The organism is Pseudomonas viridiflava, assembly GCF_003702045.1.
In the GTDB taxonomy this organism is placed as follows: domain Bacteria; phylum Pseudomonadota; class Gammaproteobacteria; order Pseudomonadales; family Pseudomonadaceae; genus Aquipseudomonas; species Aquipseudomonas viridiflava_C.
Genome location: NZ_RBTP01000012.1, coordinates 236,156 through 249,214, shown reverse-complemented (window position 1 = coordinate 249,214; position 13,059 = coordinate 236,156). Strand labels below are relative to the sequence as shown.

Below are 13,059 nucleotides of genomic sequence, written 5' to 3'. Positions count from 1 at the left end.
CGGCCGTTAAATGAAGGGAACTTAATGACGGCCAGACCGCTTTGGGTCGGTATTATACATACGACTCCTGACACCCAAGGGGCAATTTCCTCAGGTCGACTATTCAATGACAGGCGATATCACCAGTGTTCCTGCAACAGCCCCGACGGCTGCGCAGCTACGCGCCACGATTACCCAGGCGCAGGTCCTGACACTGCTCCAGGCCTCCGCTCAACTGATACCGGAAGGCCAGACCGCCGAAGCCGAAGTGCTGACCCTCAAGCAGGTTGATCAGAACTTTCAGTTGCTGCTCAAGCTGATACTCGCCAACGGTACTCAGGCCAATTTGCCGGTCAGCAGCACCGTGCCGTTCACCCCTGGCAGCCTGTTGCAGTTGACGCAGGCCTCGCCCAATGAACTGACCCTGACTCTGCAGCAGCTCAACAGCGCGCTGAAAAACTCGCTGACCACGATCGATACCCGGCAATTGCCCGTTGGCACACTGCTGCAAGGCAAGGTGTTGACCACCCAGATCATGGCCCAGGCCGTCGATCAGTTGACCAGCGCCCTTCCGAATTCGGCGGCGGCAACACCGGCGACCTACCGCTCGATCGTGATGCTGCTCAATACCGCCCTCGCAGGTTCCAGCCTGACCATCGACAGCCCTCAGCCGTTGAAAGTCGGCAGCTTGCTCAGCGCTCAGGTGCAGGGCAATCAGGCACTTAATTTCGTCGCCCTGCCCGGTCGGTTCGACCAGTTGGCGGTGGCGCAGCAACTCGCGACCCAGCAGAGCCGCCAAGGCTCGCTGGAAAACCTGATCAATGTGCTGCAGACCTTGCCGCGCAACAGCCCGGCGATCAGCGCGCCGTTGCAGGCGAGCATCAATCAATTGCTGGCCGACATTCCGGATGTCGAACAGATGACATCACCCAGAACCGTCGCCCAGGCCCTGAACGCCAGCGGCGTGTTTCTGGAAGCCAGATTGCAGGCCGGCCTGAATCCGATGCAGGTGCCGGACATGAAGGCCAACCTGATGCGCCTGATTGCCCAGGTTCTGCCGGGGTTGCCTGACAACGCGTCCTACAATGCTGCGGCGGCGGCCAACACCTTGGCACGGGTCATGCCCAACGCCATTCGCAACGCGCTGGGCACCCTGGGGCTGGTGGCGGCACGCACCCAGCCCAGTGTGTTTCCGTTGCCATCGCGTTCGGTCGGCGGCGAGAAGGAAGGCGATCTGGAAATCCTTCTCAAACTGGCCGCCGCTGCCGTTTCACGCGTGCAGAGCCATCAACTGGGTGGTCTGGACCAGACACGCACCAACGCTGACGGTACGCAGGTCACCACCTGGCAGATGGAAGTGCCGATGCGCAACGCTCACGACCTCGTGCCGTTGCAGGTGAAGGTGCAGCGCGAAGACAAACCGGACGAGGACACGGCCAACGAAAAAGGCGACGGCGACGTTCAGGAAACCCGGGAAAAGCTCTGGAAGGTGGACCTGGCCTTCGACCTCGATCCACTGGGGCCAATGCAGGTGCATGCCCAACTGTTGCGCGGTACGTTGTCGAGCCAGTTATGGGCAGAGCGACCCGACAGCGCCGCGCTGATCGGGCAGGAGCTGGGGCATTTGCGCGAGCGGTTGATTGCCTGTGGCCTGTCCGTCGGTGAACTGGCCTGCAACCACGGCGCACCGCCCCAAGGGCCGCGAACGGCGGTCGAACAACGCTGGATTGACGAGAACGCCTGATGACACAAACCCTTGATACACCTCGCCAGGCCATCGCGCTCACCTACGACGGACAAAGCGCCCCGACACTGAGCGCCAAGGGCGACGATCAACTGGCCGAAGCCATTCTGGACATTGCACGCGAATACGAAGTGCCGATCTACGAAAACGCCGAGCTGGTCAAACTGCTGGCGCGCATGGAACTGGGTGACAGCATTCCCGAACCGCTGTACCGCACCATCGCCGAAATCATTGCCTTTGCCTGGCATTTGAAGGGCAAGTTCCCCGCAGGCCAGGACCCGGACGCCCCCCCCGTGGAGCGGGATATTACGCCGCTTCGCTAAGGCCAAACGCCTGCAACGACGAAGCGTTGCTACATCGCGATCGGTTTGCGCCCGGCAAAGGAATGCGCCAGCGTGCCGCCGTCCACCAGATCCAGTTCGCCGCCCAGCGGTACGCCGTGGGCGATGCGTGAGGCGATCAGGCCCTTCTGGTTGAGCAACTGAGCGATGTAGTGAGCAGTCGCCTCGCCTTCCACCGTCGGATTGGTGGCCAGGATGACTTCGGTGAAGGTGCACTGCTCGGCGATACGCTCCATCAACTGCGGGATGCCAATGGCGTCAGGGCCAAGGCCGTCGAGTGGCGACAAATGGCCCTTGAGCACGAAGTAACGACCGCGATAGCCAGTCTGCTCCACGGCATACACGTCCGTCGGCCCTTCGACCACGCACAGCAGCGTATCGTCGCGGCGCGTGTCGGCACATTGCGGGCAGAGTTCTTCCTCAGTCAGCGTGCGGCACAGACGGCAGTGACCGACCCCCTCCATCGCCTGACTCAGGGCCAGCGCCAGTCGCGAACCGCCGCTGCGATCACGCTCCAGCAGCTGCAACGCCATGCGCTGCGCGGTTTTCTGACCCACACCCGGCAGTACGCGGAAGGCATCGATCAACTGGCGAATCAGGGGGCTGAAGCTCATGAAGAAAAATCCGACAAAAACACAAGACGCGGTTTATACCCGCGCGTTGCTGCCAGCGTCAATTCGGGGATGAGGGGCTGCGACCAATAGTCGGGGTTTACGGCTCAAGCCGATTGCGATGTGCAACGTTGGTGAACTGTTTCCAACGTGCGTAGGAGCGAGCTCGCCCCCACCCTCTGAGTACGGCCTTGATAATGACGAACACCCTCACCCCTTCAACGCCCCCTCCAGAAATTCCATCAACGCCTGCACCCTTGCGCTGCGTTGTTTGCGCACCGGCACCAGCAGGTTGATTGGCGCGCTGGTCAATTGCCAGTCGGCAAGCACCCGCACCAATGCGCCGCGGGCGATGGCGTCGCTGACGTCCCACTCCGAGCGCAGGACGATACCCAGTCCCTGCTCGGCCCAGCGGCGGGCGACGGAGCCATCGTTGCTCAACAGCGCAGGCTCGATGCGCAAGGTCTTTTTCGTGGCACCCTTGTGCATGTGCAAGAGGGTCACGTCTTCGTCATTCTCCCGAATACAGATGCAGCGATGCCGGGCCAGTTCGTCAGGCGAGGCAGGCATCCCGTGCTGCTCCAGATAGTCCGGGCTGGCGCACAGCCAGCGGTTGTTGTGGGCCAGCGGGCGGGCGATCCACAGGCTGTCGTTGAGGCTGCCGATGTGAATCACCGCATCGCTGTCGTGCCGATCAGGCCAGGGTGTTTCACGCAGATCCAGGTGCAATCGCAACTGAGGGTGCAGCTTGGCAAAACGTGCAAGCAGCGGCGCAATGCGCTGGCGGCCATACCCGAAAGGCGCGGCCAACCTGAGCGTGCCGACCAGACGTTCGTCATGCTGTTTGAACGATTCAGGCAGCGCCTCCAACTGCTCAAGCAAGTACGCGCTTTCCCGGGCAAAACGTTCTCCGTCGGCGGTCAGGCTCAAGCGGCGGGCATCGCGATTGGCCAGGATGATGCCCAGTTGCGCTTCCAGCTTGCGCAACCGCATCGACAGCGCTGGGGGCGAAACGTTGAGGATTCTGGCTGCGGCACTCAGCGATTCGCAACGCGACAAGGTGACGGCCAGACGCAAATCTTCGATGGCAATCATTCAGTTCAGCTTAAGGATTGATGACACGCGATTGAACCACAGCTTCATGCTCGGTGAGTAGAGTGGACATGTCCCCAGCCACCCGAGCAACCCTCATGTCAGCGCCTTCGATACACCGCGTTCCGCCTGCCTTCGACACCCCTGTCGCCCTGATCGATGTGCCGCGCATGCAGCGCAATATTCAGCGCATGCAGCAACGCATGAACCACCTTGGGGTGCGTTTACGTCCGCACGTCAAGACCAGCAAATCCCTGCCAGTCATCCAGGCGCAGCTGGCCGCCGGTGCCAGCGGTGTCACGGTCTCGACCCTTAAAGAAGCCGAACACTGTTTCGCCGATGGCATCGACGATGTGTTCTATGCCGTCGCCATTGCCCCCGGCAAGCTGGGCCAGGCCCTGGCGCTGCGCCGCAAGGGATGCCGCCTGAGCATCCTGACGGACAGCGTCGTCGCGGCGCAGAGCATCGTTGCGTTCGGTCAGGCGCAGGACGAACGTTTCGAGGTGTGGATCGAGATCGACTGTGATGGTCATCGATCCGGCCTGGCGGCTGATGACGACATGCTGCTGGATGTCGCCCGCGTGCTGGTCGAGGGCGGCCAGCAACTGCGCGGCGTGATGACCCATGCCGGCTCCAGCTACGACCTCGATACGCCCAACGCACTGCAAGCGATGGCCGAACAGGAGCGCCATCTGTGCGTCTGGGCTGCGGAGCGCCTCCGTGACGCAGGACTGCCCTGCCCCGGTGTCAGCATCGGCTCGACGCCAACCGCCTTGTCGGCGCAAAACCTGGAAGGCGTAACCGAAGTCAGGGCCGGTGTGTATGTGTTCTTCGACCTGGTCATGCATAACATTGGTGTGTGCGCGGCCGATGAACTGGCTTTGAGCGTGCTGACCACCGTCATCGGCCATCAGCGGGACAAAGGCTGGATCATCGTCGATGCCGGCTGGATGGCCATGAGCCGAGATCGCGGCACCCAGCGCCAGCGGCAGGATTTCGGTTATGGCCAGGTCTGTACCGAAACGGGCGACTGGATCGAGGGTGCGCGCGTCACCGGTGCCAATCAGGAGCACGGCATCGTCACCCTTGCCGCCCAGGATAGCAGCGATATCACTGTGCACTTCCCGATCGGCAGCCGTCTGCGCATCCTGCCAAACCACGCCTGTGCCACGGGGGCGCAATTCCCCGACTACCACGCGCTGGATGGCGAAGGTGACGTAAACACGTGGGGTCGCTTACATGGCTGGTGATATCGAACTGATCAGCACGCCCCGCGCCGCAGCGCCGGGCGGGCATTATTCCCAGGCGGTGCTGCATCAGGGCGTGCTGCATGTTTCAGGACAACTGCCGGTGCGCGCCGACGGCAGCCACAGTGTCGACGAGCCGTTCGAGGTCCAGGCAGCCGTCGCGCTGGACAACCTGCTGGCGATTCTCAATGCCGCCGGGTGCAGCGCCGACGACCTGATCAAGGTCACGGTCTACGTGGTTGGTGTAACCCATTGGCCTGCGTTCGACCGTCTTTATGCCGGGTCTCTGGGCGAACACCGTCCGGCCCGTGCCGTGGTGCCGGTTCCAGAACTGCACCACGGCTATCTGATCGAAATCGAAGCGCTCGCACATAAACGTTGTAGCTGAAAACCGGCTGTATGCGCTTAGCAGGCCGCATACAGCAGATTATTCTTCGCAGCCCTACAGATCGGCGCTTTTTATCCAGATCGCTTTGTTAGCTTATTGATATGAAACGGATTGGCTTCACAGGCCATCCACTGCCGTCGATCCTTTATCGCTCCGGGGAGCCCGCTGGATGACTACCTATTCCTTGAACAGCCATCGCGTCGATCCGCAGACCGCGCAGCAGCTTTACATTGATGGCCGCTGGTGCTCGCCCGTGGTTCCGGCGACCCTGCCGGTGATCAACCCGGCCACCGAAGAAGTCGTCGCACACGTTGCAAGCGGCTCGGCCGCGGACGTGGATCGCGCAGTGGCGGCAGCGCGGGCGGCCTTCCCTGCCTGGTCTGCTACCTCGCCTGAAGCGCGGGCCAAGGTGATCGGCCGGCTCCACAAGCTGATCATCGAACGCAAGGAAGATCTGGCGCAGGCGCTGTCGCTGGAAATGGGGGCCTCGATCAGCTCGGCGCGGGCCATGCAGGTTCCACTGGCGGCTGAACACGTTCGGGTTGCCCGGGATCTGCTGACGACGTATCCGTTTCAAACCGTCGAAGGCACCACCGCGATTCAGCGCGAACCCATCGGGGTGTGCGGTCTCATCACACCGTGGAATTGGCCGCTGTACCAAATCACGGCCAAGGTCGCGCCAGCCATCGCCGCAGGCTGCACGGTGGTGCTCAAGCCCAGCGAACTGTCCCCTTTGAGCGCATTGTTGTTCGCGAAACTGATACACGACGCCGGGCTGCCTGCCGGGGTATTCAACCTGGTCAACGGCAACGGCCCTGACGTCGGCGGCGCGATGGCGGCCCACCCCGACATCGACATGATTTCCATCACCGGCTCCAACCGCGCGGGCGCGCTTGTCGCGCAGGCGGCGGCACCAACCGTCAAACGCGTCACCCAGGAACTGGGCGGCAAGTCCCCCAACGTGCTGCTGCCGGATGCAGACTTCGCCAAGGCCGTACCGCTGGGCGTCATGGCGGCATTCCGTAACGTCGGCCAATCGTGCAGTGCTCCGACCCGCATGATCGTGCCCAGGGACAGGCTGGCAGACGTCGAAGCATTGGCCATCGAAACCGCCAACGCGATCATCGTGGGCGACCCCCAATCGGAACACACCGTACTGGGCCCGATCGCCAACGAAGCCCAGTTTCATCGCGTGCAGGCGATGATGGAGGCGGGCATCGGCGAAGGCGCTAAACTGATCTGTGGCGGACCGGGCCGCGTGGAGGGCCATGTAAAAGGCTTTTACACCCGGCCGACCGTGTTCTCCGACGTAGACTCTTCGATGCGCATCGCTCAGGAGGAGATCTTCGGCCCGGTGCTGTGTCTGATCGCCTACGACTCCCTCGACGAAGCGGTCGCCATCGCCAATGACACGGTGTACGGGCTGGGCGCCCATGTACAGGGCGAGGACCTGCAGCAGGCACGCGCCGTGGCCTCGCGGATCCGCGCCGGGCAAGTGCACCTCAACTACCCGGCCTGGAATCCGATGGCACCGTTCGGTGGCTATAAGCGTTCAGGCAACGGGCGCGAGTATGGCGTGCAGGGGTTCGAGGAGTATCTGGAAACCAAAGCGATTGTGGGGTTTGGGGCGGAGTGAACCCGGCAGCGGACGCGTCAGTCGGTACGCCGGGACGCGGAACGCCCTATTCCTCTGGCCACATAGAGGGTTCAGTGGCAGACACAATCCTGCGCCCAAAAAAATGCCAGGCACATGGCCTGGCATTGATACCCGCAAGAGCGACCGTCAGAACGGCAGCTTCATGCCCGGCGGCAGTTGCATGCCGGCGGTCATGGAAGCGGTCTTGTCCTGGCTGGCCTGTTCGATCTTGCGCACAGCGTCGTTGACGGCTGCGGCGATCAGGTCTTCCAGCACTTCCTTGTCTTCCTGCATCAGGCTGTCATCCAGGTTGATGCGCTTGACGTCATGACGACCGGTCATCACCACGCTCACCAGGCCTGCGCCCGATTGACCGGTGACTTCCGCGTTGGCCAGTTCTTCCTGCATCTTGGCCATTTTTTCCTGCATTTGCTGGGCCTGCTTCATCAGGCCAGCCATGCCACCTTTCATCATGGGAAATCTCCTCGAATATGGATGGTTCGTTGGCGCGGCGCTTAAACGCCGTGCCGTCAGTTATTGAGCCTGCGCTGCCGGAGCGTCCACAGGCTTGATCGTATCCTCTCGAATCATCGCGCCAAACTGTTGCAGCATCTGCTGGATGAACGGGTCGGCGTGAATCGAGGCCTCGGCCTGTCGCTGGCGTTCGGCACGCAGACGCGAAGCGGCTTGGGCAGGGGTTTCCTGCTCAGGCTTGATCAGCTCGATAGACAAATTGATCGTGCGCCCCAGGAACTGGTTCAACGCATCGTTCAGACGACGCTGCTGAGTCGCGTTGAACAGCGCACTGTGCGCCGGGTCCAGGTGCAGCAACCAGTGGTCACCCTCCTTGCCCATCAACGTGCAGTTGGCAGCGATGCTGCCGGTCATGCCGGAAATTGGCAAGCCGGGAAACATCTCCAGCCATTCCAGGGCAAGTCCTGTCGCGGGCATCGCGGCCGGTGCGGGTTCTGGCTCGACCGGTTCGGCGTCGCTGACGCTCTCGTGCGCCAACTCATCCAGATAAGCGTAAGAGGCAGGATCGATGTCCACATCCGGCTCGACATAATCGTCGTCCGGTGGTGGCTCATCGTCGCGATCCATCGGCGCAGACAGATACGCCGCATCCGGGATGGCTTCGAGCATCGCAGGGGTAACAGCCTGCTCGGCAACCGGCTTAGGCTCCTCGGCTGGCAGTTCTTGCTCCTGCGGCTCATCCATCTGCGGTGCATCAGGCACCGGACTCGCAGGCGCGGGCGTCGGCATCGGGGTCAGATCGGGCTGTTCGCCGAGGGTTTCCAGTACTGGCTCGGCAACAGGCGTTTCAGCTGGTTGCGCAACGGTTTCAGGCATCTTCTCGGCAGCGGGCGCTTTAGGCTCGTTCCACGGCAGGTCGATGTCTTCCACAGGCTCGGGCTGTACGGGTGTGGGCTGTGTGGGCTCAGCCTGCTTCTGCTCTGGGTGCGCAGGCGCAGGCTTTACCGGCTCAGGCTCTGGAACCGTCGCTTCGAACGCTGGATCAGGTGCAGCCATGACAGGCGGTCGGGAAGCGACCGATGCAACAGGGGTCGCATCGGCCACCGCCTTCTGGGAATCAACCGTGGCCTGGCTGATCCCCACTGGCTTTAGCGGCTGCCTCGGCGCGTTATCGCTGTCGGCAGGCCGGAACGCCAGCATGCGCAGCAGCACCATCTCGAAGCCGCCACGCGGGTCCGGAGCCAAGGGCAGATCACGTCGACCGATCAGGCCCATCTGGTAATAGAATTGCACGTCTTCGGCAGGCAGCGCTTGCGCCAGCGCCAACACCCGATCACGGTCGCCATGACCGTTGTCGACGCCCTCAGGCAACGCCTGGGCAATCGCCACGCGGTGCAGCACGTTGAGTATTTCCGAGAGCACGCCGTTCCAGTCGGGCCCCTGCTCGGCCAGATGGCGCACGGCTTCGAGCACGCCACGGGCATCGCCCTCCAGCAACGCGGTCAGCACGTCGAACACCTGACCATGATCCAGCGTGCCCAGCATGGCGCGAACGTCGGCGGCCATGACCTTGCCTTCACCAAAGGCAATCGCTTGATCGGTCAGGCTCATGGCGTCGCGCATCGAACCGTCGGCAGCGCGGCCCAGCAACCAGAGCGCGTCGTCTTCGAACGGCACGTTCTCGACACCCAGCACGTGGGTCAAGTGCTCGACCACGCGTTCCGGCGTCATGTTCTTCAGGGAAAACTGCAGGCAGCGCGACAGGATGGTCGCCGGCAGCTTCTGCGGATCGGTGGTTGCGAGGATAAATTTGACGTAGGGCGGCGGCTCTTCGAGCGTCTTGAGCAAGGCGTTGAACGAGTGACTGGACAGCATGTGCACTTCGTCGATCAGGTAGACCTTGAAGCGACCACGGCTGGGCGCGTATTGCACGTTGTCCAGCAGCTCGCGGGTGTCTTCGACCTTGGTACGGCTCGCGGCGTCGATCTCGATGAGGTCGACGAAACGGCCTTCATCAATCTCTTTGCACACCGAACACACGCCGCAGGGCGTTGAGGTAATGCCGGTTTCGCAGTTCAGGCACTTGGCGATGATGCGCGCGATGGTGGTCTTGCCCACGCCACGGGTGCCGGTGAACAAATAGGCGTGGTGCAGGCGCTGGCTGTCGAGCGCGTTGATCAGGGCCTTCAACACATGTGTCTGGCCGACCATTTCGCGGAACGAGCGCGGACGCCATTTACGTGCAAGAACCTGATAACTCATTGAAAACCGTCGCGACTGGTAAGCGGAAGACCGCCAATGCTAGCCGAGCAGGGACAAAATTGCATCCGGTGTCCTGCTTATTGTGGCCTGACGGCCGAATTTGCCTGCCCATGAACATGTTTTCATCAAAAGAGGCTGCCGGCGTTGTAGCAATAGCGTCATATTCCATCGCTACGCTCGCCTGAAATCTTTGGTAACACATAATTCAGACAGGTATTCGCGATGACCGACAGACCCGACGACGATTCCACCCTCCACCCCAGCCGTCGTCGCTTTCTGGGCGGCATGGCGGCGCTAGGCGCGGGGGTTACGCTCAGCAGTTATGTCACTGCGGGTGAAAAGCCACCGGCTGCCGCTGAAAAACACCTGACCGGTGCCGCGCTGGACAAAGCCTTGAGCGACAACATCAAGACGGTCGTGGTGATCTACGCGGAAAACCGCAGCTTCAATAACCTGTTTGGCAATTTCCCAGGCGTAGAGAAACCGTTGTCTGCACTTAAGCCTGCCGACTATCAACAGCGCGACCGAGATGGCCATCTACTGGAAAAACTCCCGCCAGCCTGGGGCGGCGTATTGCAGGTCGGTCCGCAGAGCGTGGATGGGGTCAGCTACCCGGCCGGCGTGCAGTTTCAGGAAAATCTGCCCAATGCGCCCTTCCCGCTCAAAGGGCCGAACAGCGAAGACTTGCCGCTGAGCCTAGTCACCCGCGACCTGTGGCATGTGTTCTATCAGAACCAGATGCAGATCAACGAAGGCAAAAACGACCACTTCGTGGCCTGGGCCGATTCCGGCGGTCTGACGATGGGCCATTACGCACAGACGCAATATTCGCTGCGCCTGTGGGACGTGGCGAAAGAGTTCGTGCTGTGCGACAACTTTTTCCAGGGTGCCTTCGGCGGCTCGTTCCTCAACCACCAGTACCTGATTTCAGCGACGGCGCCGGTCTACCCCGACGCTGCAAACTCGCCTGCCAAATCGCAGATCGCGACGCTGCAAAGTGACGACCCGCAAGACCCGCGCCTCAAGCCATTGGACAAGTCCCCCGCCAGCGCGATGGAAGGACCGCCACAGTTCGGCCCCAGCGCGATCACCCCGGACGGCTACGCGGTCAACACCCTGGCCCCGCCCTACTGGCCTACCTGGCTGCGTGATCCGCAAAACCCCGACTACTCCAAACCGGATCTGGCCAACGTGCTGGTGCCTCAGAGCCATGAGCACATTGGCGACAAGCTGTCGAAAAAAGACATCGACTGGGCGTGGTACGCAGGCGCGTGGCAGGTCACGCTGGATGAATTCAAGGACTCTACCGGCATCCCCAAGATCCCCAACTTCCAATACCATCACCAACCGTTCAACTACTTCGTGAAGCAAGGCCCGCAAAACCCTGCCGAGCGCAAACGCCGGTTGCGTGACGGCGGCCTGGGTGACGAGTCGAGCACCAACCGCTTTCTGGCCGACGCTGAAGCCGGCAAGCTGCCTGCCGTCACGTTCTATAAACCTCAAGGCAACTTGAACATGCACGCGGGCTACGCCGACGTGGCCTCGGGTGATCGACACATAGACCGTGTGGTCAAGGTGCTGCGCAACAGTCCGCAGTGGGAAAACATGGTGATCGTGATCACCGTGGATGAAAACGGCGGCTGGTGGGACCACGTAGCGCCGCCCAAAGGCGACCGTTTCGGCCCCGGCACACGCGTTCCGGCGCTGGTCATCTCACCGTTCGCCCGCAAGGGCACGGTCGACCATACGGTTTACGACACGGCATCGATCCTGCGCCTGATCACCCGTGTTCACGGCCTGGAAAAGCTCGACGGCCTCAAACGCCGCGACGACGCAATGATCGCCCGCGGGCAACAGCCGATGGGTGATCTGACCAATGCCTTGCAGTTCAGCCACCACAAGGCCTGAATCGGGTGTCAGGCCTGAACGTTGTCCATCTCCAGAGCGGTCTGCTTCGACGCTCTGGACTCGGGCAAGGATGCCACGTACACCGTGCGTGACGGAAAGGCGAAGCGCACATCCATGTCGGCAAACGCTTCCATGATGTCCAGATTGATCGCCTGCTGCACATCCATATAGATGTTGTAACTGGGGTCGAGCACGATGTAGACCGTCTCGAACTCCAGCGACGTTTCGCCAAAGCTGCGAAAGTGCGAACGGTCGAAGCGCGCATTCTTCTGGCGGCGGATGATTTCTTCGACCTTCTTCGGCACTTCACGCACCTGATCCACGGAACAGTCGTAGGTCAGCCTGAAGTCGAACACGATGCGCCGCTCCTGCAATCGCTTGTAGTTCTGAATGGTGCTGCCGATCATGTCGGCATTGGCCATGACGATCTGCTCGCCGCCCAGACTGCGGATGCGCGTGGTCTTGAGGCCCACATGCTCAACCGTACCGGACAACGTGCCCACCACAATGAAATCGCCGATCTCAAAGGGCTTGTCCACGGCAATGGCCAGCGAAGCGAACACATCACCCAGAATGTTCTGCACCGCCAGCGCCACGGCGATACCGCCCACGCCAAGACTGGCTACGAACGCCGTGATGTTGACCCCAACGTTGGACAGCATTGCCATCAGCACCGTGGCCCACAACAGAACCTTCGCACCCCAGAGACTCAAGGTCGCCAGCGCGCTGCCCTGAAAAGTGCTGGTCGTACTGTGCCGTGCAAAATAGCGATACAACGCCAGCGCAATCGCCCGGTTCGCCCACAGCCCGACCTGGAGCGCCGCAACCACGAACCACAGGCTGCTGACACGCCCGAGCCAGCGCTCCGGCAGATCGAGCATGCCGACGCCGATCAGCAGTGACGCCAGCAAAATCAGCGTATTGCTGGTGCCGGATAGCACCTCAACGGCGATATAACTCAACTGCGCGTTGGGCGCGGATGAACGCGTGCGGATCTTGCGCAATACAAAACCAATCGCACCGCGAACCAGGACGAAGCTCAGCGTCGAAGCGACGATGGCCAAAATCCAGTTCGCCAGTGAAATGCCTAAAAATTCCGATTCGGTGAAAAAAAGGATGATGTCATGTTCCATTCGGTCCTCCGGCTGCATAGCTGCGAGACGCCCGACCGAAAAGCCTTTGACACCCGCAGCGACCCGATATGCCCCTTGCCGTAAAACGGTTTCAAGCGACGCGTAGGGTTTTAGGTGGTCTGCTGACGCGAGTGTTCAGATTATTTGCCGACTTCGTGCATCAGCCCTGTTTTTTCAGACGCGAGGCTTTGAAGGGGATGCAACAGGAGATTGGATGTTGGGAGGTAATGCTGCGTCGAGGACC

At 61.5% G+C, this 13,059-nt stretch carries 11 protein-coding genes; 6 read left to right on the top strand and 5 right to left on the bottom strand.

Annotation, left to right across the window (positions count from 1 at the left end; genetic code table 11):
- Positions 1-106: 106 nt before the first annotated feature.
- On the top strand, positions 107-1,723 hold the full coding sequence (locus ALP40_RS03185; protein WP_122206836.1) for a flagellar hook-length control protein FliK: 1,617 nt from the start codon (positions 107-109) through the stop codon (positions 1,721-1,723).
- Entirely contained in the window at positions 1,723-2,046 is a 324-nt protein-coding gene (locus ALP40_RS03180; protein WP_122206835.1) for an EscU/YscU/HrcU family type III secretion system export apparatus switch protein, read from the top strand. The genes ALP40_RS03185 and ALP40_RS03180 overlap by 1 nt, the downstream gene beginning before the upstream one ends.
- 29 nt (positions 2,047-2,075) lie before the next feature.
- Here ALP40_RS03180 and recR read toward each other — a convergent pair whose 3' ends face one another.
- Both recR and ALP40_RS03170 read right to left on the bottom strand, forming a co-directional pair.
- Positions 2,076-2,678 (bottom strand): recombination mediator RecR, encoded by a 603-nt coding sequence (gene recR, locus ALP40_RS03175; protein ID WP_122206834.1) that lies wholly within the window; start codon positions 2,676-2,678, stop codon positions 2,076-2,078.
- Positions 2,679-2,885: 207 nt separating this feature from the next.
- A complete protein-coding gene (locus tag ALP40_RS03170) occupies positions 2,886-3,770 on the bottom strand; it encodes a LysR family transcriptional regulator (protein WP_122206833.1) in 885 nt (294 codons plus the stop codon).
- Between the two features lie 95 nt (positions 3,771-3,865).
- Here ALP40_RS03170 and ALP40_RS03165 point away from each other — a divergent pair, with 95 nt between their 5' ends.
- The 3 genes from ALP40_RS03165 (at position 3,866) to ALP40_RS03155 (ending at position 7,038) form a co-directional block, all read left to right on the top strand.
- Positions 3,866-5,017 carry a DSD1 family PLP-dependent enzyme gene (locus ALP40_RS03165; RefSeq protein WP_122206832.1) on the top strand — a complete coding sequence of 384 codons (1,152 nt, stop codon included), beginning with the start codon at positions 3,866-3,868 and terminating at the stop codon, positions 5,015-5,017.
- Entirely contained in the window at positions 5,007-5,402 is a 396-nt protein-coding gene (locus tag ALP40_RS03160; protein ID WP_122206831.1) for a RidA family protein, read from the top strand. Before ALP40_RS03165 ends, ALP40_RS03160 begins: the two co-directional genes overlap by 11 nt.
- Before the next feature lie 169 nt (positions 5,403-5,571).
- Positions 5,572-7,038, top strand: coding sequence for an aldehyde dehydrogenase family protein (locus ALP40_RS03155; RefSeq protein WP_122206830.1), 1,467 nt, complete (start codon positions 5,572-5,574; stop codon positions 7,036-7,038).
- Positions 7,039-7,185: 147 nt separating this feature from the next.
- Here the strand turns inward: ALP40_RS03155 and ALP40_RS03150 are convergent, their stop codons facing one another.
- Both ALP40_RS03150 and dnaX read right to left on the bottom strand, forming a co-directional pair.
- The gene (locus tag ALP40_RS03150) at positions 7,186-7,512 is read right to left on the bottom strand and encodes a YbaB/EbfC family nucleoid-associated protein (RefSeq protein WP_002552818.1); all 327 of its coding nucleotides are present in this window, start codon (positions 7,510-7,512) and stop codon (positions 7,186-7,188) included.
- 60 nt (positions 7,513-7,572) lie between these two features.
- The gene (dnaX, locus tag ALP40_RS03145) at positions 7,573-9,774 is read right to left on the bottom strand and encodes a DNA polymerase III subunit gamma/tau (RefSeq protein ID WP_122206829.1); all 2,202 of its coding nucleotides are present in this window, start codon (positions 9,772-9,774) and stop codon (positions 7,573-7,575) included.
- Between the two features lie 222 nt (positions 9,775-9,996).
- On the opposite strand from dnaX, the gene acpA reads away from it, so the two are divergent.
- Positions 9,997-11,682 (top strand): acid phosphatase, encoded by a 1,686-nt coding sequence (gene acpA / locus ALP40_RS03140; protein WP_122206828.1) that lies wholly within the window; start codon positions 9,997-9,999, stop codon positions 11,680-11,682.
- A gap of 8 nt (positions 11,683-11,690) precedes the next feature.
- On the opposite strand, the gene ALP40_RS03135 is transcribed toward acpA, so the two are convergent.
- Positions 11,691-12,815 (bottom strand): mechanosensitive ion channel family protein, encoded by a 1,125-nt coding sequence (locus tag ALP40_RS03135; RefSeq protein ID WP_122206827.1) that lies wholly within the window; start codon positions 12,813-12,815, stop codon positions 11,691-11,693.
- Positions 12,816-13,059 lie beyond the last annotated feature (244 nt).